13 protein-coding genes and 1 pseudogene are annotated in these 21,517 nt (G+C 44.9%); 9 read left to right on the forward strand and 5 right to left on the reverse strand.

What is annotated here, in order from left to right; genetic code table 11:
• Nucleotides 1-28: 28 nt before the first annotated feature.
• The gene (locus NBH01_RS21135) at nt 29-709 is read right to left on the reverse strand and encodes a proline and serine-rich protein 1 family protein (protein ID WP_022470787.1); all 681 of its coding nucleotides are present in this window, start codon (nt 707-709) and stop codon (nt 29-31) included.
• Between the two features lie 113 nt (nt 710-822).
• Complete coding sequence (locus NBH01_RS21140) at nt 823-1,662, reverse strand: CvfB family protein (protein ID WP_008765158.1); 840 nt, start codon at nt 1,660-1,662, stop codon at nt 823-825.
• A 165-nt stretch (nt 1,663-1,827) separates the two neighbouring features.
• Between NBH01_RS21140 and NBH01_RS21145 the strand changes: the two genes are divergently transcribed.
• From NBH01_RS21145 to NBH01_RS21175, 7 genes are all read left to right on the forward strand, one after another.
• Entirely contained in the window at nt 1,828-4,713 is a 2,886-nt protein-coding gene (locus NBH01_RS21145) for a triple tyrosine motif-containing protein (RefSeq protein WP_061473121.1), read from the forward strand.
• A 261-nt stretch (nt 4,714-4,974) separates the two neighbouring features.
• Entirely contained in the window at nt 4,975-8,130 is a 3,156-nt protein-coding gene (locus NBH01_RS21150) for a SusC/RagA family TonB-linked outer membrane protein (RefSeq protein ID WP_234141239.1), read from the forward strand.
• Nucleotides 8,131-8,158: 28 nt separating this feature from the next.
• Entirely contained in the window at nt 8,159-9,706 is a 1,548-nt protein-coding gene (locus NBH01_RS21155; protein ID WP_055300426.1) for a RagB/SusD family nutrient uptake outer membrane protein, read from the forward strand.
• Between the two features lie 20 nt (nt 9,707-9,726).
• Complete coding sequence (locus NBH01_RS21160) at nt 9,727-11,106, forward strand: hypothetical protein (RefSeq protein WP_074859166.1); 1,380 nt, start codon at nt 9,727-9,729, stop codon at nt 11,104-11,106.
• 12 nt (nt 11,107-11,118) lie between these two features.
• Nucleotides 11,119-12,222, forward strand: coding sequence for a family 16 glycosylhydrolase (locus tag NBH01_RS21165; RefSeq protein WP_072066679.1), 1,104 nt, complete (start codon nt 11,119-11,121; stop codon nt 12,220-12,222).
• 12 nt (nt 12,223-12,234) lie between these two features.
• Complete coding sequence (gene bglX / locus NBH01_RS21170; protein ID WP_225680162.1) at nt 12,235-14,484, forward strand: beta-glucosidase BglX; 2,250 nt, start codon at nt 12,235-12,237, stop codon at nt 14,482-14,484.
• Nucleotides 14,485-14,674: 190 nt separating this feature from the next.
• Nucleotides 14,675-15,676 (forward strand): malate dehydrogenase, encoded by a 1,002-nt coding sequence (locus NBH01_RS21175; protein ID WP_008763609.1) that lies wholly within the window; start codon nt 14,675-14,677, stop codon nt 15,674-15,676.
• Between the two features lie 99 nt (nt 15,677-15,775).
• On the opposite strand, the gene NBH01_RS21180 is transcribed toward NBH01_RS21175, so the two are convergent.
• Together NBH01_RS21180 and NBH01_RS21185 are read right to left on the reverse strand one after the other, a co-directional pair.
• Nucleotides 15,776-16,195 (reverse strand): Fur family transcriptional regulator, encoded by a 420-nt coding sequence (locus NBH01_RS21180; RefSeq protein ID WP_008763608.1) that lies wholly within the window; start codon nt 16,193-16,195, stop codon nt 15,776-15,778.
• A gap of 6 nt (nt 16,196-16,201) precedes the next feature.
• Nucleotides 16,202-18,154: a heavy metal translocating P-type ATPase gene (locus NBH01_RS21185; protein ID WP_032850776.1), complete on the reverse strand. Its 1,953-nt coding sequence runs from the start codon at nt 18,152-18,154 to the stop codon at nt 16,202-16,204.
• Nucleotides 18,155-18,330: 176 nt separating this feature from the next.
• On the opposite strand from NBH01_RS21185, the gene NBH01_RS21190 reads away from it, so the two are divergent.
• Nucleotides 18,331-19,770 (forward strand): Fic family protein, encoded by a 1,440-nt coding sequence (locus tag NBH01_RS21190; protein ID WP_008765160.1) that lies wholly within the window; start codon nt 18,331-18,333, stop codon nt 19,768-19,770.
• Here NBH01_RS21190 and NBH01_RS21195 read toward each other — a convergent pair.
• Nucleotides 19,767-19,856, reverse strand: a pseudogene (locus NBH01_RS21195) (GNAT family N-acetyltransferase); the annotation flags it as partial. The gene NBH01_RS21190 and the pseudogene NBH01_RS21195 sit on opposite strands and share 4 nt — an antisense overlap.
• Nucleotides 19,857-20,368: 512 nt before the next feature.
• Here NBH01_RS21195 and NBH01_RS21200 point away from each other — a divergent pair.
• Nucleotides 20,369-21,061 (forward strand): hypothetical protein, encoded by a 693-nt coding sequence (locus NBH01_RS21200; protein WP_055230051.1) that lies wholly within the window; start codon nt 20,369-20,371, stop codon nt 21,059-21,061.
• The last annotated feature ends 456 nt before the right edge of the window (nt 21,062-21,517 follow it).

Below are 21,517 nucleotides of genomic sequence, written 5' to 3' on the forward strand. Positions count from 1 at the left end.
GTATCGTTTTTAGTGAACTAATGTATGATCAGCGTCCTTCGTATTCCTTGATGAAATCGTTCATTTTGGTCTTGTTACTGGAGAATGTAAGAGTACCGATCACTGTAAAGAAAGCCTCTTTATCTACAATATTGGGATACATCATTTTCATAATCTTCAGCCGTTCATTATCAAAGGTATAGAACTTCACCAGTTGAAGACACTGCTCCGATGTAAAATCAGAGTTCGCCAATGCAGTTGTAATCAACCCCATACGATCTTTTTCAAAAGGCTCATTCTTCACACTATCAAAGAACTTCTTGAAAAGTTGGTCATTCATCACTCTGTCGTAGCGGTTATAGTCCGGACGGTGTCCACCCTGACCGTTTCCCGGTCTTCCGGGTCTGCCCGGACGGATATCTCCACGTTCTTCTACAATGATATCTTTTACTTCGTTTCCGTTAAAGTAAACGCGGTCATTATACAACCGTTCTCCTTTCCATACACGTTCTCCCGGGCGAGTCGGGCGGGAAGCGTACACTTCAATGGTATAATTTCCCGGTTTCAGATTGGCAACGAAACAAGTAGTAGTAGGATAACACATCTGCCTTCCGCCAAAATAAACAAGAATCGGAGTATCTCCGCCATCAATCCGGATTCCGCTGACAGGCTGCGCTTTTAAAGAAAGGGCAGCGAGCAAAATACAGAAACTTATTATTATCTTACGCATAGCTTATCTGTTTTTAAAATTATTATCTTTAACTGATATCACAAAAATAGGGTGAGAAAACTCCCCACCCCAATGATTCTCTCTATTCCTGCATAGGGATTTCCCTATTCTGTTTAGGATTCTGCCAAAGTGATGCCGTTCTCATGCAAAGAAATCAATCGTTTCTTATACAAGTCACCTACACCTTTCTTAAAAGTTTTCTTGCTGACACCAAAGGTATCGTAAATATCTTCCGCAGGACTTTTATCGTTCAGATTGATCCGTCCGCCATGTTCCCGAATATACTCCAACAGTGTCTTCGAGAAATCATCGACTTTCTCAAATCCCGGTTTCTGAAGTATCAGGTCCACCTTACCATCTTCGCGTACCTGTTTCACAAACGCCTTCATCTGCATACCGGTCTCCAATGCACGGAATATTTCATTTTCATACAGCAATCCGCTATACTTATTGTCTATAATCGCTTTGAAACCCAAGTCCGTCTTCTGCCAGATCAGAATATCCACTTCCGCACCCGGAGCATAATCGGGCATATCTTTCGACAGGTAGCGTTCTACCTTCGCCGAAGCTACAATACGATAACTTTCCTCATCCACATGAGCATGGACCACGTAGGATCTTCCCACCTGCATTTTCATCTTCTGCTCACTGAAAGGTACAAATAAGTCTTTCATCAATCCCCAGTTGAGGAATGCCCCGAACTGGTTCACCCAAGAGACTTCGAGACAGGCGAACTGCCCTACCTGCACCAACGGAGTCAGTGTCGTGGCAATCAGTCTTTCGTCAATATCCAGATAAAGAAATACATTCAACATATCCCCTACCTTACAGTCTTCGGGTACATAACGGGTGGGCAGCAGGATTTCACCTTCATCTCCTCCGTCGAGATACAAACCGAAATCGACTTCCTTTACCACTTCGAGTTGGTTGAATTTTCCTAATTCGATACTCATACTTTTTAAAATTATTGTTTTTATGAAAGACAAAGATAATGAAAAGCAACAGATTTCACCCAAACATTGTTGAACGGATTATTAAAAATCGGCACATAAAAATCAGCATTAAGAGGCTACATTGAAAATAAACATTATTTTTGTAGAATAAAATGATTAATACATATGAAAAAACACCTGATACGCAATCTGTTTCTCTTATTTTCCTTTTTACCTTTTATTGAAACCTTCGCCAATTGGAACAGTTTCATTATCAACTTCGATAAGAATCTCTATGGCAAAGGCGCTCAGACATGGAAGATAGCACCTTACGATGATAAATGGGTATTTTTTGCCAATAAGAACGGTATGTTACAATTCGACGGCAATGCGTGGAACGTTTTCCCGCTGAACAATACTTCAGATGTGCGTTCTGTTTTGGTATCTACCGCTCATAACCGGATTTATGCAGGAGGAATCAATGAGTTCGGCTATTATGAACCGGGCAGGGACGGCAGTTTAAAATATTACTGTATGTCGGATACGCTGAAAGATGATTGCCGCTATCTTGGCAATGTATGGAACATTCACGAAGCAGATAATATCATGTACTTTCAGGGAGACAGCCGCATAGTGAAATATCTGAACGGTAAGTATACCGCCATCGAGACGGATGCCAAGATTGACTGTTCGAGCATGATAAAGGGGATCTTGTATATCGGAACCGACCGGGGAGTATGGGTACTGGTAGGCAATACCCCTTTCCCGTTACAGGGTGCGGAAGACCTGGCATCAAAACGCATTCGTGGCATTATACCTTATAAAAGTGGCGTACTTGTGGTAACCGCCTATAATGGATTGTTTTACTGTGACGGACGCACAATGGAACCATTCGTTACCGGTGCCGAAGACTTCATGCGCGAAAATGAAGTATTCTGCGTGGCGGCAAAAAATGACCAGATTGCATTGGGTACTATTCATAAAGGCCTGATACTGATTGACTGCAAAACCATGAAGCTCAAATATTTCAATGAGAATAACGGACTTCACAATAACACAGTTCTTTCCGTTGCTTTTGATACTTTCGGCAATCTTTGGGCAGGACTGGATAGTGGCATTGACTATGTCTGCCTCACTTCTCCTTTTACGAATCTATATTCATACCCCTACTCTTATGGAGCGGGATATACGGCAGCAGTAAAAGACGGTTCTCTTTATTTAGGTACTAACCGTGGTTTATACTACACTTCCTATCCGGTGCAATCGAACGGTAACCTGCCCGATATCCGTCCCGTTCCGCAGTCAAGCGGCCAGGTCTGGAACCTCTGCCATATAGGAGACGAACTTTTCTGCCTGCACGACCGGGGAATTTTCCTGATTCAGGACAACGGAATGAAACGAGTGACGGACATCACCGGCGCATGGTGCTGTCAGCAGGTCATGAATCGTAAAGGCCTGATGTACATTGGTGTATACAACGGCATTTATCTAGTGGAAAAAACAGATGGAGAGTGGCGTGTCGTCTGCAAAATCGAAGGATTGAACGATTCCAGCCGTCTCTTCGAACAAGAGGATGCAAGAACTATCTGGATGTATAACACAGACCATATTACCCATATCAAGTTATCCGAAAATCTGACAAAGGTCACCAGCGTGAAAGATTATGATACCAAAGACGGCTTTCCTTCAAAAAATCATATATACCCCGCAAAAATTAAAGGTCGTATCTACTTTGCCACACCGTCCGGCATCTATAAACACAACATCCATAAAGATATCATGGAACCCTACCCGGATATGAACAATCTTCTGAACGGTACGGCAACCTATTCACGTCTGTTGGAATATAATGACCATCTCATCAGCTTAAGCCCTTATGAAATATGTATCGCCAATCTGGGAACTTATAAGAAAGGGGCTAATACCAGCATCAATCCTATCCGACAACCCAAGATAGAGTCGGTGCTCAACTTCGAGGCCATCATTCCCCTATCCGATTCATTGCTGGTTATTCCTAACGAAGACGGTTTCGCCCTTTTCAGCATTCCTGCTGTCAGAGAGCAACAAGACCGCAGTCACTCCTTATATATAAAGAATATGTATCTGTCTTATCCCAAAGACTCACTGGTATATACGGCCAATTTCCTAAAGCGAAAACCTGCACTGTCTATCGACTATGCACTGAATTCCATCCGTTTCGAATATGAGCTTTCTTCTTTAATTCTGAGTGACGACACCCATTTTCGTTATCGTCTGAACAAAGGAGAATGGTCGGACTTCACCGTTGCACGCACCAAGGAATACAGTAATCTGCCCGAAGGCGAATATATATTTGAAATCAAAGCCCTTTTCCCCGACGGCACTTCCTCTTCCGATGAAATATCATTCCGCATACTCCCGCCATGGTATCGCAGCGTAATGGCTTACATCTGCTACATCGTTCTGGCTCTCTTCGGTATGTGGGGTGTTTATCGATGGGACGATATGCGTGTGAAGCGTAAAAAGCAACAAGCCATTGTAGAAAAAGACAAAGAACTGTTTGAGATGGAAAAGGAATACGAAGAAGAAAAAGCCCGGAACGAAAAACAGATCATGCAACTGGAAAAAGAAAAGCTGGAGCATGACCTGCAACACAAAAGTCAGGAAATGGCCAACCTGATGATAAACTTCGTACGCAAGAACGAGATGCTGACCGAGATTAAGTCAGAAATAGCCAAAGTATCCGCCATGTTGAAAGGCGAAGGCTCCCGTGAAAGCAAACAGCAGCTCATACTGATCAACAGCAAAATTGATTCCAATATCCAGAGCGACGAGGTATTAAAGCGAATCGAAGACCAGTTCGACCTGATCCATAATAATTTCATGAAAAGGCTTCATGCCAAACACCCCGATCTCTCCAACAATGAACGCATGATGTGCGCCTATCTGAAAATGAACCTTTCTACCAAAGAGATAGCACCGCTTCTGAATATCTCCGTCCGGGGGGTAGAGACGATCCGGTATCGTCTGCGCAAGAAGTTCGGTCTGGAACGGGAAGACAGTTTGACAGATTACTTAAGCAACTACCTCTGACACAAATAGTCGCCCCGACAGATTCGGAAACTGATTATTTTTCTGAATCTGTTGTTGTGACGTATCAAACAAACGTACCCTTTATTATCTAGTTATCAATACGTTACTATAATATGACGTATTGATAGCGTATTTTTTTTCCCGGTTTGACGTATTTATGAATAACATAATTTATCAAGCCGTATACCATTTAGCCTTATGTTTGCATCGTTCGGTTGCGAACATAAAAAGAGTATAGTTAATCTTAATTTAGTAAAACTCATGAAAAAGTTATTATCAGTTTTATTTCTATTAAGCTTCACCTTAGCTGCTGTATATGCACAGAATATACAGATAAAAGGTACGGTGGTAAGTGGTACGGACAACGAACCTCTGCCCGGAGTAAATGTGGTTGTGAAAGGGAATACTTCCACAGGTACAATCACCGATTTCAACGGTACTTTCACATTATCGGCACCCGCCGACGCTATTCTTTCCATCTCTTATATAGGATTCAAGTCACAGGAAATTGCGGTAAAAGGGCATAAAGATATTAAAATTGTCCTACAGGAAGACTCCGAGACATTGGACGAAGTGGTAGTAGTGGGTTATGGCGTCCAGAAGAAAAGCGTTGTGACGGCCTCTATCGCCAAAGTATCCGCTGATGATCTGGCCTCCACAGCCCCGGTACGTATGGACAATGCTCTGAAAGGTTTAGCTTCCGGTGTTACCGTTACATCCTCTTCCGGTCAGCCGGGTGCCGCTGCACAAATCCGCGTACGTGGGGTAGGTACCATTCGTACCGAGAACGGAGCCGCCGATCCTCTTTACATTGTAGACGGTATGCCGCTTGAAGGTGGGCTGGACTACCTGAATCCGAATGATATCGCTTCTATCGAAGTATTGAAAGATGCCGCTTCCGGAGCTGTCTACGGTGCACGTGCCGCCAACGGTGTTATCCTTGTTACCACCAAAACCGGCAAGATCGGCAAAACGAAAGTAACTTACGACTTTTCGTACGGCTGGCAGAGTGCCTGGAAAAAACGGGACGTACTGAATGCTTCGGAATACGCACTCATGATCAATGAAGGTGCGATCAATGCAGGTATCGCCCCAAAATTCAGTGACCCATACTCTTACGGTCAAGGCACTAATTGGCAAGACGAAGTATTTAACAACAATGCTCCGATGATGAACCACCAAGTGAGTGTGAGTGGTGCGAGCGAAAAAGTAAATTACCTCTTTTCTCTGGGCTTCTACACACAAGACGGTATCGTGGGAGGTAACTTCGACCGTTCCAACTACGAACGTCTGACACTGCGCAGCAATACACAGTACACCCTCTTCGACGAATCGAAAGAACGTAACTGGCTAAACAGCCTGAAGGTGACTTCCAACCTCTCTTATGCCCGCATTAAAAGTACGAATTTTGATGATAACTCTACCTGGGGCACACCATTGGGATCGGCACTCGCCCTGTCTCCCATACTGAACGTGTACGACGAAACAGAAGAAGCGATAAAAGCCCAGTTCGACAAATACGGTACAACGGCAGAGTACACGCCTGTATATGACCCACGCAACGGAAAACTTTTCAGCATCCCGGGCGAATTCGGTGAAATGTCCAACCCGATTGCCAAACTTTCTTTGCCGGGCGACAAACACTGGAGTCATAAATTCGTAGCTAACTTCTCTGCAGAATTGCAATTATGGGACAACCTGAAATTCAAGACTTCCTATGGTGCCGACCTCTCTTTTTGGGGATACGATGGTTACAGACCTCTTTATTATCTGCGAAGCGGTGAATCTTCTACCCAGTCTTCCGCTTATTCAAGAAAAGAAGACGGAACCGTATGGCAGCTGGAAAACGTGCTGATGTATGACAAGAGCATCGACAAGCACTCTTTCTCCGTATTGCTGGGTCAATCCGCCAAAAAGAGTTCAGGCTCCTATCTGTACGGTTCACGCAATAACATCACCAATTACAGCCGTCCTTATATCGACGCAAGTACCGGACTGGCAGCCAATGCAGATCGTGACGCCGCAGGTGCTCCTTCGGTAGATGCCACACTGGCTTCAATCTTCGCACGTGCAAGCTACAATTATGACGAACGCTATATGTTGCAGGTGACCGTACGCCGTGACGGTTCTTCCCGCTTCGGCCCCAACAATCACTATGCCGTATTCCCCTCCTTCTCTTTGGGATGGAACCTCACCAACGAAAAGTTCATGAACAAACGCCCGAACTGGCTGACTACCACCAAAATCCGCCTTTCATGGGGTAAGAATGGTAACGAAAATATCGGTAACTTCAAATATACCGTATTGACTTCTCCCGGCAATAATGCTATCTTCGGTTCATCCGAAAACGTAATCAACGGCGTGAAAGCCAGCGGGCTGGCCAATCCCGACCTGAAATGGGAAGAGTCCGAACAACTCGACTTCGGTTTGGACTTTGGTTTCTTCAACAATGCCCTGAGCTTTACAGCAGACTATTACAAGAAGAAAACCAACGGCATGCTGATGGAAATGAATATCCCTTTCTATGTAGGTGAAGCTAAACCTATCGGTAATGTGGGTAAAATGGAAAACAGCGGTATCGAACTGGAAGCAGCCTATAAGTTCCGCGTCAGCGACTGGAACTTCCGTGTCAGCGCCAACGCCAGTTACCTAAAGAACAAACTGATAGAATATGGTAACGAATCCGGTTGGGAAAACCTGGACTCCTTCCAAGGAACGGGTGATATCAGCCGCGCCGAAAACGGCAAACCTTTCCCTTTCTTCTACGGATATAAGACAGCTGGTATCTTCCAGAACACAGACGAAGTAAAGGCTTACAAAAACGACAAGGGAGAATTACTGCAACCGACAGCCGTACCGGGCGATGTCCGCTTCGTAGATGTAGACGGCAACGGAATCATTGACGCAAACGACCGTACCGATATCGGTAAAGGCATGCCCGACTGGACATTCGGCTTCAATCTGGGTGTGAGCTGGAAAAACTTCGACCTGAACATGATGTGGCAAGGCACTGCCGGAAACGATATCTACGACGCAACCCGCCGTACGGACATCGCCACCAGCAACCTGCCCTCATGGATGCTGAACCGCTGGACAGGTGAAGGTACCTCCAACCGTATCCCCCGCTTCGTACAAGGTGACAACGTAAACTGGCAATCATCCGACCTTTACGTCTACGATGGCAGCTATCTGCGCCTGAAGAATATCCAGTTGGGATATACTCTGCCTGCCGCACTGACCCAGAAAGTATTCATCTCTTCACTACGCTTCTACGTGGCAGCCGAGAACCTGTTTACTTTCACCAAATATCACGGCTTCGACCCCGAAATCTCTTCCGGCGGAACTTCACTTGGCATTGACTACGGTGTATATCCGCAAGCCAGAGTATGGACAATCGGCGCAAGTCTTTCTTTCTGATCCTTTCATTCTAAAAACATAAAACGTTATGAAAAAATATAAATACATAGCAGTATGCCTGATGGCATCCGTTCTTCTAACCACCGGATGCGCTGACTCCTTTCTGGAAGTTTCATCTCCTACGGACGAAACAATAGACACTTACTTCACCACTGACGAACACATTCAAGAAGCCGTAGTAGCTGCTTATGACCCTTTGCACTGGCCGGACTGGGCATTCGACGAATATAATCCTGTCAATCTGATGAGCGATATCATGGCAGACGACCTTTGGGTGGGTGGTGACAGTAAAACCGACAACCAGCCGTGGCACTTGATGATGAACTTTGAAGCCATTCCCACCAATATGATCTACGGTCTGTGGAAATGTGCATATAGCGGTGTGAAGCGTTGCAACGACGTAATAACCTATCTGGACTGGGCAACCGATGTAACCGACGCCAATCGCGCCTATTACGAAGCTCAGGTCATCGTCCTGCGCGTATTCTACTACAACTGGGTGTGGAAATTCTGGGGCAATGTTCCTTATTTCGACAAGAACCTGACCGCTCCGTATGTTGCAGAGCAACTGACTGCCGACCAGCTATATGAAAAGATGGTCACCAGTCTTGAAGAAGTAATTCAGCTCAACGTACTCCCGATGAGAGAAGATTCCGAAAACTATGGTCGTGTAACCTTAGCAATGGTATATATGCTTTATGCCGAAATCGTGATGTATCAGAATGACGATTCACGCTATTCCACCGCTTTAAAATACATGGAAGAAATCATCAGCAGCCCTCAATATGACCTGATGCCGGACTACACCGATATTTTCAAGGAAACCGGTGAATGGAGTATCGAATCCATCTTCGAGATCAATTACAAAGACGATAATGCCGTACGCGACTGGGGAAGTCCCCTCGTTGCCGGAGGAACTGCCCTGCCGACACTCATCAGTCCGTATATCTGGCCTAATGGAACAGACAATCACGACCGTGGCTGGGGATTCTGCCCGGTACGTAAAGAAACCTACGAGCGCTATTCCAATAACGACACCCGCCGCAACGCCACTTGCTGGAATGCACAAGCCGTGCTTGACGCTCATAATGCGGAACACCCAGGCGATAAACTGTCATACACCACACGCTATCAGGACACCGGCTTCTTCCTTGAAAAATATGCTGCCATCACCGGCAACAACAAAGACCAGAAGTCAAGTTCGGAGCTGAACTGGAACAACAATCTACGCATTTACCGTTACTCGGAAACACTGCTCAATGCTGCCGAACTGATCACACGCGGCGCCGGTCAGGGTGATGCCAAGAAGTATCTGAACCTCGTGCACAAACGTGCCGGACTGGTAACCGAAATAGAACCTACACTCGACAACATTATCGAAGAACGTCATCTTGAATTCGTGGGCGAAGGCAAACGTTACTGGGATTTAATCCGTACAGGCAAAGCTGCCAGTGTACTGGTTCCCGATGCGTATGGTTATCGTACAAACAGCTGGTCGTCAAGCAAGAAATATCTACCTATCCCACAGAAAGAAATCGACGCAGCCAAAGGTACCTTAGTTCAGAACAATTATTAATGTACTTAAAAAGAGGAATTATGAAAAAAATATATAAACAAATCAGCGGAGCATTGCTGATGCTCACCCTTATTCTTAACATCACGGCCTGCTCGCCCGAAAGCTTCACATCACCCAACGAAGCCGGCATTCCGGTGGTATCGGACTACGAAGGCTGTATCCGCATCGACGTGAATCAGGAAACCAATTATGTGACTTTCTCTTTTCAGGGACAAAAGGGAGTAATGCCGATATGGATTATTGACGGCAAAAACTATTCTTCTTCATTCAACATGACGAAATATTACCGCAAGGCCGGTGATTACAGTGTAGAAGTGAAAATAGCCAACTCGAATGGAGTAAGCGACAGAGCAATCACCCGAAACTTCCATATCGACAAAACCATCATGACGGGCTTCGGTGGCTTCGACCCAGAAAGCAATTTCAATATATGGCGGACTGCCACAATCAGTGAACCAACATTCTGGTATGCACCGGGATGGAGTCAGATTGCGGACCCGGCCTACTCACTGGTTAACGGTACATACACAGTAACACTGCCCGAAGCAACCAGTGAGACCTGGCAGGCACAAATGCCGATAAAGACGAACATCGCAACCGATGCCGGAAAGAATTACGATTTCTCCGTCATCCTGACTTCTACAATCGACCATCCGAATGTGACGGTGAAGCTGGTTGATGCCACAGAAGATAAAATCTACTATTTCGAAGGCAAAACGCCACTGGTTGCCAACGAGCCGGTCTGTTTCTGGAAAAGCAATATGCCGGGGCTTGACATCGCCAACCTGAACCTCGTCTTCGACTTTGGAGGCAATGCAGCAGGAACAGTGATGACAATAGAAAGCATCGTACTGAAAGATCACGCCAACGATGACGGAACCATAGTACCCGAACAAGAAGAGACTCCGGAACCGACATGGAGTGCGGTAGACAGTGAAGACAACCTGTGGCACAGCGTTACATTCACCAATGAATTTTATTATGCTCCCGGTTGGAATCCGATTGCCAACCCGGCACTCAATATCGACGGGGCAACGTACACACTCAACTTCCCCACGGCAACCAATGAAAAGTGGCAGAACCAAGTTACTTTCATCAGTGACGCACTTACCGCCTCGGCAGAGGAGAACTATGACTTCCGTGTGATACTGAACGCATCTAACGACATCAGTTCCGCCACCATCAAACTCGTTCAGGTAGGAGGCGGAGATAATGACAATATCTTTGTTTTCCTGCTAGAAGATGTAAAACTCACTGCGGGAGAAGATGTAACCGCCAAAGTTATCAATGCCAAGGGAGTAGACATCACCCAGGCGAAACTGGTGTTTGACTTCGGAGGCAATCCTGCCAATACGGAAGTAATAATCAAAGACATCATTTTGCAAAAGCATAAAGATTAATCAAACAAAAGCATGAAACCAATGACAATACTTTCAATCTTCGTCTGTTTATTAAGCGTTCTGTCCTGTGGCAGTGACAATGAAGAAACAGAAGTTGCCGTAATCGACGTATCGCCCGCCCAGCTTTCAGCCACTCACGAAGGTCTCGTCACCAGCGCCACAATAAACTCGGGACTGGAGTGGACCGCTTTCAGCGACGACGCCTGCAAAGATTGGATCAGTTGCAAGATAACTGATAACGGCAGCCAGGGAACAGTTGAAGTCACGGTTAAAGCAAACACCACCTACCAGTCCCGCGAGGGAAAGGTAGTGGTGAAAGCCGGAGCCGCACGCACTTCCATCCCTGTGACACAGGCAGCCCGACCGGAACCGTCGGCCGATCCGGACATTACCGTGCCCGAAGGATACAGACTGGTGTGGAACGAAGAGTTCAACAAAGGAACTCAACCCGATCTCGACCAATGGTATTATGAAACAGGAGGAAACGGATGGGGAAATAATGAATTGCAGCATTATGTAGCCGGCAATCAAGGCAACGAACAACTCGCTGCCATAAAAGACGGCATCCTCAGCATTATCGCCAAGAAGATAGGCGAAACGGTTTATTCCATCCGTATGAACACCAAAGAAAGCTGGAAATACGGTTATTTTGAAGCCCGTCTGAAACTGCCCAAGGGAAAAGGAACATGGCCCGCCTTCTGGATGATGCCGAAGAACTATACGGCCTGGCCGGACGACGGAGAAATTGATATCATGGAGGAAGTAGGCTATAATGCAAACTACGTGTCCTCAGCGATCCATTGTAAAGCCTACCACCACTCCATCGGTACGCAAAAGACCGGCGAGACATTCCTGCCTACCGCACAGACCGAGTTTCATGTCTATGCTTTGGAGTGGACGGAAGACTTCATCCGCACCTTCGTGGACGGAAAGCAACTTTTCCGCTTCGACAATGACAAGGCCAACAACAGGAACACCTGGCCATTCAACGCCCCTTTCTATCTGAAGCTGAATCTCGCATGGGGCGGAGACTGGGGTGGTGCACAAGGGGTGGATGAGTCGGCCCTTCCCGCAACTTACGAGATCGACTATGTACGTGTATTTCAAAAAAAATAATATTTGATAGGTATGAAAGTAATAAAGATTTTCTCCGCGTGCCTTTTCCTCCTGCCATTCGTTTCCTGTACGCAAGTGACGAATGACAAAGGCGACACAGCGATAGAGAAGAAAGTAGAAGCTCTGTTGTCCAAAATGACACTGGAAGAGAAACTGGGACAGATGAACCAAATCACCTCTTACGGCAATATTGAAGACATGAGCGGATTGATAAAACAAGGCGGTGCCGGCTCTATATTGAATGAAACTGACCCGGTACGCATCAATGCGCTGCAACGCGTTGCCATCGAGGAGTCCCGCCTCAGCATCCCTTTGCTGATGGCACGTGACGTTATTCATGGTTTCAAGACCATCTTCCCCATCCCGTTGGGACAGGCGGCATCGTTCAACCCGCAAGTGGCTGAAGACGGCGCACGCGTAGCGGCCATCGAAGCCTCATCCGTAGGTATCCGCTGGACATTCGCCCCCATGATCGATATCGCCCGTGATCCTCGTTGGGGACGTATGGCGGAAGGATGCGGTGAAGACACCTATCTGACTACCGTTATGGGAGTAGCCATGGTGAAAGGTTTTCAAGGCGACTCCCTGAACAGTCCCACCTCGATTGCTTCCTGCCCGAAACACTTTGTAGGTTACGGTGCGGCGGAAGGCGGAAGGGATTACAACTCGACCTTCATTCCGGAACGTCGTTTACGCAACGTCTACCTTCCACCGTTCGAAGCCGCTTCCAAAGCAGGGGCAGCAACATTCATGACCTCCTTCAACGATAATGACGGAGTACCCTCCACAGGCAATTCGTTCATTCTGAAAGATGTACTCCGTTCCGAATGGGGATTTGACGGACTGGTGGTTACCGACTGGGCTTCTTCTACCGAAATGATCGCTCACGGCTTTGCCGCTGACTCTAAAGAGGTAGCGATGAAAGCGGTGAATGCCGGAGTAGATATGGAAATGGTGGGCAACACATTTGTCAAGGAGCTGCCGGGGCTGATAAAAGAAGGCAAAGTCAAAGAAGCGGAGATAGATAACGCCGTGCGTAATATTCTTCGAATCAAATATCGTCTGGGACTGTTTGAAAACCCTTACGTGGATGAGAAAGCCAATGTCCTATACGCTCCTTCTCATCTGGAAGCCGCCAAACAGGCAGCCACAGAGTCTGCTATCTTATTGAAGAACGATCATGAAACGCTTCCGCTACAATCTTCTGTAAAAACAATCGCCATAGTAGGTCCAATGGCAAACGCACCATACGACCAGTTGGGCACCTGGGTATTTGATGGCGAAAAATCCCATACAATGACTCCGCTGACCGCAATCAAAGAACTGGCAGACGACAAAGTGCAAATCATTTATGAACCCGGGCTGACATACAGCCGTGACAAAAACATAGCAGGTGTGGCTAAAGCCGCTGCTGCCGCTGCACGTGCCGACGTCATACTCGCTTTTGTAGGTGAAGAAGCCATCCTTTCCGGTGAGGCGCACTGCCTGGCAGACCTGAACCTGCAAGGCGCGCAAAGCGAACTGATCTCCGCCCTTGCCAAAACCGGTAAACCAGTGGTAACGATTGTCGTGGCAGGACGTCCGCTGACTATCGGAAAGGAAACGGAACTTTCTTCAGCCCTGCTCTATTCATTCCATCCGGGCACCATGGGCGGTCCTGCTTTGGCAGACCTGCTTTTTGGAAAGGCTGTTCCGAGCGGGAAGACACCTGTCACATTCCCCAAAATGGTCGGTCAGATTCCTGTTTATTATGCTCACAATAATACGGGACGTCCCGCTACGAGAAGCGAAGTACTGATAGACGACATTGCCCTCGAAGCAGGTCAGACTTCACTCGGCTGTACCTCATTCTATATGGATGCAGGTTTCGATCCTTTGTTTCCGTTCGGTTACGGTCTGTCTTACACTACCTTCCAGTACGGTAATGTGAAATTGTCTTCCGACAATTTGAAGAAAGACGACGTATTGACAGTCACCTTCGATCTGGAAAATACAGGCAAGTACGAAGGAACGGAAGTCGCCCAACTGTACGTACAAGACATGATAGGCTCCGTCACCCGTCCGGTAAAAGAACTGAAACGCTTCACCCGTGTCACTTTAAAACCGGGTGAGAAGAAAACTGTATCTTTCGAACTTCCCATCAGTGAACTCGCTTTCTGGAATATCGATATGGTAAAGACGGTAGAACCGGGAGATTTCGCCCTCTGGGTAGCACCGGACAGCCAGTCAGGAGAAAAGAATCTTTTTAAAGTGGTAGCCTAATTGTTTACACGAGGGGTAAAAAGAGGAAGAGAGGGTTCAGTTCACGTAACTGGCCCTCTTGTTCTTTGAATAAATATAACTTTTTGTTATCAAACAAAACTATTTTCAATGAACAATCATCCGATTAAGTCGTTATCTTTGTAGCGGTAATAAGCAAGAACAGATTATTCATCTTTAAACATATATAATTATGGAATTTTTAACCAACGAGAAACTTACGATTGTAGGAGCAGCCGGAATGATCGGCTCCAATATGGCTCAAACAGCTATGATGATGAAACTCACTCCGAATATTTGTCTATATGATCCTTTCGCACCCGCTCTGGAAGGCGTGGCAGAAGAATTATATCACTGCGGTTTCGAAGGCGTGAATCTGACTTATACTTCCGATATTAAAGAAGCATTGACAGGAGCCTCTTATATCGTATCTTCCGGTGGTGCAGCCCGCAAAGCAGGCATGACCCGTGAAGACTTGTTGAAAGGAAATGCTGAAATTGCCGCTCAGTTCGGTAAAGATGTCCGCCAATACTGTCCGAATGTAAAACATATCGTTGTCATCTTTAACCCTGCTGATATCACAGGATTGATCACACTGCTATATTCCGGTCTGAAACCATCCCAGGTTTCTACACTGGCAGCACTGGACAGCACCCGTCTACAGAATGAACTGGTGAAATATTTCCATATTCCCGCTTCCGACATTCAAAACTGCCGTACGTATGGCGGACATGGAGAACAGATGGCCGTATTCGCCTCAACTACCAAAGTAAAAGGCGAACCGCTGACTGATTTCATCGGAACTACCCGTCTTCCGCTGACAGAATGGGAAGCATTAAAAGTACGTGTCATACAGGGTGGCAAACATATCATCGATCTTCGTGGCCGTTCTTCTTTCCAAAGCCCGGCTTATCTTTCTATCGAAATGATCGCTGCCGCAATGGGTGGACAACCGTTCCGCTGGCCTGCCGGTACTTATGTTTCCAATGGTAAGTTCGACCACATCATGATGGCTATGGAAACTTCCATTACGAAAGATGGCGTTACTTACAAAGAAGTGGCCGGATCTCCTTCCGAACAGGAAGAACTGGAAAAGAGCTACGAACATCTGTGCAAACTTCGCGATGAAGTGATTGAAATGGGGATCATCCCGGCAATCAAAGACTGGCATTCTCTGAATCCCAATATTGACTAACCAGTATCATTAATATAATAAACACCGGAACTCAACGATATTTTTCCGTTCGAGTTCCGGTGTTTTTCTTTTACCATTACTGCTTGTCTGCAATTAATCCTACACTTTTGAGCACTCCGCACACACTCCCTTTACTACATAATTCACACTATGCAAAGTGAATCCTTTCGGTAAGTCGATAACCGGAATATGAATCTTTTCCAAACAAAATGTCCGATGGCATTTCTCGCAATAAAAATGTGAATGCAAGTCTTTCAGGACACAGTTGCAGGAATCATCGCAAACGGCATACTTCCACGAACCGCTTCCGTCGTCTATGCTATGTATCAGATGATGAGACAAAAAAAGCGTGATTGTACGGGATATAGTCGATTTATCAACCGTATCCAGCAACGTTTCAAGATCAAGCTGAGACACGGCACGCCCCGCTTCCATCATACTTTTCAATATGAGAAGTCTGATAGCCGTCGGCTTGATGTCTCTTTTTGCCAACTTATCCAGATAAACTTTTTCTTCCATATTCTTTTATTTTATCATTTTCTGTATCCTTACGGCATTCATGATAGCAATCAGTGCTACACCAACATCGGCGAAAACAGCTTCCCAAAGTGTAGCCAGTCCACCGGCTCCCAAAATCAGTACCAGCAGTTTCACACCAAACGCCAGTGAAATATTCTGCCATACAATCCTTCGCGTCAGTTTTCCTACCTTTATCGCTTCAGCCACTTTGGAAGGCTGGTCGGTCTGTATCACCACATCAGCCGTTTCAATAGCCGCATCACTGCCTAGTCCGCCCATGGCAATACCTACATTACTTAAAGCCAGTACCGGAGCATCATTCATGCCGTCGCCCACAAAGGCAACCTGGTTCTCCGTATGTTGGCGCAATTCTTCCAAATGCTTCACTTTCCCATCGGGGAGCAGATCACCATAGGCTTCCGAAATACCCAGCTTCTCTGCAAAGTTACTAACAATACTTTGTTTATCACCGGATAATATCTGAATGTTTTGAATTCCCAATGCTTTCAGGTTCTGAATGGCGATCTTTGCATCCTCTTTCAGACTGTCGGATAATAGCAGATAACCGGCATACTTGTTTCCTATCGCACAGACAACGATCGTATCTGTAATGGAAAGAAGTTCGGGCGGATATTCTATCTGAAATTTTGAAAGCAAACGCCCATTACCTGCCAAAACCTGAATTCCATTTACGGCAGCTTCCAGTCCGAGACCTGCATACTCCTTACTGTCGGTTACAGAGGAAAGCTCGATATCCCGCCGTCCGGCATAATTCACCACAGCCTTAGCAATGGGATGTGTACTGCTGCTTTCTACCGAGGCTATCATCCGGATTAATTCTTCTTCGGATACACCGGATTCACAGTTACAAGACTGCACTTCAAACGTACCTTTAGTAAGGGTTCCCGTCTTATCAAACACGACTGTATTAATCTTCGTAACAGCATCCAGATAATTTCCACCTTTAAATAAAATTCCCAACCGGGAAGCTGCCCCGATGCCTCCGAAGTATCCTAACGGAATACTGACCACCAAAGCGCACGGGCATGAAATCACAAGAAAGACCAAAGCCCTGTACAGCCAGTCATTAAAAGTAAATAAGAACTGGGGAGTGATCAAGGAATAAATAAACGGCAGTAAAACAATCAGAACCGCCAGCCCTATCACAATCGGAGTATAAACACGGGCAAATTTACGGATAAACAGTTCTGCCGGTGCTTTGCGTTCGGAGGCATTCTGAACAAGTTCCAGAATACGGGCAAGAGCACTTTTATCAAAAGGTCTGATCACCTTGATACGGATTACTTTATCGGTAACAATCATTCCGGCAAGTACTTCCTCACCCATCCGGATACTTCGGGGCACACTCTCACCTGTCAATGCCGCCGTATTGAAAGCAGCTACCTCATTGAGCATCATTCCATCCAAAGGAACTCTTCCTCCTGTCTTTATTTCAATTGTTTCTCCTACTTTTACGTTTTGAGGATTCTCAATAATGACACGTCCATCTCTGACTACTGCCGCTTCTTCCGGACGGACATCCAGCAGAGCTCCGATATTACGCTTCGCCTTATCAACAGCCTTTTCCTGAAACAGTTCTCCGACGGAGTAAAACAACATCACCGCTACTCCCTCCGGATATTCACCGATATAAAACGCTCCAAGCGTAGCTACAAACATCAGCGTAAACTCACTGAAATAGTCCTTATCCTTCATACTCTCCCAAGCCTCTTTCATAACGGGCAGGCCGACCGGAAGATAAGCCACGACATACCATATCAGAGAGAAATATCCTTCACGGAAGAAAGGTAACTCCAGAGCGTTCATGATGATTCCACTTATCAACAGGATAAATGAAAGTCCCACTTTCCAATATTCAGCGAATATTGATTCTTTCTTTTCAATATGTTTTTCGGGTGCACATTCGTGTGTATGTGCGCAACAACTACAATGTCCCATAATCATTCTTTCTTTTTTATCTGCTGCAAAGGTAGCGAATGATTCGTGCAACAAAGTTGCAAAAGAAGATGCCATAGCCAATCTCCAAATAAATATCGTTCAAGGGATTGGCATATAAAGAAAGTTTCCTATTTTTGTATCTAAACAAAAAAATGGGCACAGCCCCACATATATAAATGGGAATAAGTAATATAAAACAATTATATAGCGAATGGAAATCGCTTCAGCCTCTTAAGCCTGAGGACCTGAAACGTTGGAATGATAAATTCAAGTTAGAGTTTAATTATAACTCTAACCACTTGGAAGGAAATACACTGACATACGGACAAACAAAACTATTATTAATGTTCGGTGAAACTTCGGGTAATGCCAGCTTGAAAGATTATGAAGAGATGAAAGCTCACAACGTAGGACTGGAAATGATAAAGCAAGAGGCGCAAGACAAAGAACGTCCGCTGACTGAAAGTTTTATTCGCGAGTTGAACCGTACCATCCTTGTGCAGGACTATTGGAAGAACGCCAAAACACCCGACGGACAAGACATCCGTATGCAGATAAAAGTAGGCGAATATAAATCACGCCCCAATTCCGTACTGACCGCAACAGGAGAAGTTTTCAGTTATGCTTCGCCCGAAGAAACTCCGGCATTTATGACGAGTTTGGTAGACTGGTACAACCTGGAAGCAGACAAAGGAATACTGACTCCTGTTGAATTGGCGGCGTTGCTTCATTACCGTTATATCCGCATTCATCCCTTCGAAGATGGCAACGGACGCATTGCCCGTTTATTAGTAAACTTTGTGCTGCACCGTTATGGATATCCGATGATCGTTATTCACTCCGAAGATAAATCCAACTATCTGAACATCCTCCATCAATGTGATGTAGAAGCAGGATTAACCCCTTCAGATGGTGCTAATGCCACTTTGAATGATATATTACCATTCGTCAACTATTTGAGCAGTTGCTTGATACGCAGTCTGACACTCGCAATCAAAGCCGCCAAGGGAGAAAGCATAGAGGAAGAAGGTGATTTCGATAAGAAAATAGCGATGTTACAGCGTAGATACTCAGATAAAGCTATCGAAAAAAGCAGTCGTTCCGTAGAACAGGCAAGAAGTGCTTTTTTTGAATTGGCCGTTTATGTGGAGCAAAAGATCAGTGGACTCCAAAAGCTATTTGACAGAACATTTATAACCAACACTCCCACTTGGAACATGGCTAGAAAAATAAATACACCCAATCCTGATGAGCCAATTATCCAGTCACACATTTTATATACTAAGTCAAAAGAGTATAGCTTTGTAGAGGATATCATACGTTTATCCAAGAAATCTCAGGTTGACTACTTTAAGCTAAAATATGATGCAGTAACTTTTCATTTTAATCATTGCCGATATGCAGGCGATAATACTTTTGATTTCCCATTCTGTATTTATATTCAATACTTATCAGATGGATGTGAAATAAGCTGTGACATCACATCCGATTCTGTGAAACTGTCTTATAATCCGGATGTTTTGGCTGAAGAAGGCAAAGAATACATGGATACTGCTTGCAACGAACTACTCAAACTACTTGAAGAAAAAATGAATGATAAGTCACCAGAAAACTAAATCAATAACTCATAATCCACCACATCCAGCCAACGGCCAAACTTTAATTTTTCCTTCTCGAAGCAGGATACTTGCTTGAATCCGATTCAGCTATGCCGCCAGCGAAACAGTACAAAAAGCCATCGGCACAACGACGCTCCACAAAATAATGGTCGTCTATCGTGGCATGGAGATAGTCGTATGTGAAGAAATCCCCGCTTTTCGTTGAGATTTCAGAATAAACACTTATCTTTGCATACACCTTTCTCCCCGTCAGCGTGACGTGAATGTAGGAGAAAGGTGTTTTTTATAAATATTGGAATATAAACGTATTACTTCTTCGCACATAAAGTTGGCTTACTTTTAAAATCAAGGAGAAGTGATGCAACAGATATTCCATGCTAATTGTTATATAGAATCCCTATATATAAAATTGGCATGGATGTCTGTTGTTTATCACTATTCTTGATAGGGTCTAGCCAACACCTATGTGTGGATAGTGAAACGACAACAGCGTCCGTGCCTTTCCTTTTTTTACCCCAACCCCACATCCTTTTTTTAAGGAGAGTGCATGGACGCCCAGTCGTTTTTAGAAGACAATCAAAACAACGAAAGCGATATGGATTTAGAAGAAACACTGGCACTTAAAAGAACCAATCACGAAAAGCTCATCCGGAATATGGATAAAGCTATCAGGAACGAGATGCTCAAATATGAAGAAGCAGAATTCTACATCCGCTTGCAGAGCGAATGTTTCAACCTCTACCCGATAGTCGTTAAAGCATTGGCACTGCAAATTATAGATAACAAAAGGCGTAGCATCTTCTGCTCCATCGTAAAAGGACACAAGCTAAAACGTCTGGCTGACTTTCACAAGCAAACACCGGAAGAAATAGCAATAGAATTCCGTTCTATCGTATGCGAATTGCGACGCAAGATTAATAACGGAGCGTTTACAGCCAAAGAGTCTGTCAATCTCCGGCTAAAAATGGAACGGGATATATTAGAACATAAAATACGGGATTATGATGAATTATGCCAAAGGTTGCAGTTGAAAAACAAAATATTGCACGACCAACTTGACATGCTTCGGGATAATCAGAAAAGGCATTCGAAGGACGAACAAGAAATAACACATGAAAAAGAACAGGAAATAATACGGAAAACAAGAAAAGCATTGCTGGAAGAATTGCAGCGAAAGATGGAAATACAGATAGAAGAACAAACCAAAAACCTGCATCACGAATCTTTCGTCATGCGCTGTATGCAATGGCTGAAAAATGCCCTTAGGCTTCCAACCGTCTCTCACTAGAGTTAATAAAACACTTTGTTATTGTCACTTGTCACTTTTAAAGGATAAGCTCCTTATTATTAAGGCAGTAATGGTGATAATAGGTGGTGATAATAAGGTGATAATAGAACTTTTTCTGGTTTCTATTATCACCTGCTTTTAATAAGAAACAGGATTAACACGCTGATTAACAACTATAAAACAGACTATTCAGAAGCATTATCTGCATGTGTTAAAAACTCCATTTTCAGCGTGAATATGCGTTGTTTATGCCATATATAACTTAATGTATGCCGCCTGCATTAAGCCATAGCATAGTAACCTTAACAAGCTAACAAGGTTTGACTAATATATTTTGTCTTACCCTGGATTTGGTTGACTACTATAAGTATCAACTAAAATGAATAAAAGATGAAAAAGAGTGACATGACCTTTAGTCCTTATCAGCTTGAACTTCTTGGCGATTTCTATCGTTCG

Source organism: Bacteroides sp. B1-V-101 (assembly GCF_023656585.1).
GTDB lineage: Bacteria > Bacteroidota > Bacteroidia > Bacteroidales > Bacteroidaceae > Bacteroides > Bacteroides thetaiotaomicron.

Bases quoted from the DNA above. Each gene is read 5' to 3' on its own strand.
- NBH01_RS21135 (WP_022470787.1), bottom strand. From the start codon at position 709: ATGCGTAAGATAATAATAAGTTTCTGTATTTTGCTCGCTGCCCTTTCT.
- NBH01_RS21140 (WP_008765158.1), bottom strand. From the start codon at position 1,662: ATGAGTATCGAATTAGGAAAATTCAACCAACTCGAAGTGGTAAAGGAA.
- NBH01_RS21145 (WP_061473121.1), top strand. From the start codon at position 1,828: ATGAAAAAACACCTGATACGCAATCTGTTTCTCTTATTTTCCTTTTTA.
- NBH01_RS21150 (WP_234141239.1), top strand. From the start codon at position 4,975: ATGAAAAAGTTATTATCAGTTTTATTTCTATTAAGCTTCACCTTAGCT.
- NBH01_RS21155 (WP_055300426.1), top strand. From the start codon at position 8,159: ATGAAAAAATATAAATACATAGCAGTATGCCTGATGGCATCCGTTCTT.
- NBH01_RS21160 (WP_074859166.1), top strand. From the start codon at position 9,727: ATGAAAAAAATATATAAACAAATCAGCGGAGCATTGCTGATGCTCACC.
- NBH01_RS21165 (WP_072066679.1), top strand. From the start codon at position 11,119: ATGAAACCAATGACAATACTTTCAATCTTCGTCTGTTTATTAAGCGTT.
- bglX (WP_225680162.1), top strand. From the start codon at position 12,235: ATGAAAGTAATAAAGATTTTCTCCGCGTGCCTTTTCCTCCTGCCATTC.
- NBH01_RS21175 (WP_008763609.1), top strand. From the start codon at position 14,675: ATGGAATTTTTAACCAACGAGAAACTTACGATTGTAGGAGCAGCCGGA.
- NBH01_RS21180 (WP_008763608.1), bottom strand. From the start codon at position 16,195: ATGGAAGAAAAAGTTTATCTGGATAAGTTGGCAAAAAGAGACATCAAG.
- NBH01_RS21185 (WP_032850776.1), bottom strand. From the start codon at position 18,154: ATGGGACATTGTAGTTGTTGCGCACATACACACGAATGTGCACCCGAA.
- NBH01_RS21190 (WP_008765160.1), top strand. From the start codon at position 18,331: ATGGGAATAAGTAATATAAAACAATTATATAGCGAATGGAAATCGCTT.
- NBH01_RS21200 (WP_055230051.1), top strand. From the start codon at position 20,369: ATGGATTTAGAAGAAACACTGGCACTTAAAAGAACCAATCACGAAAAG.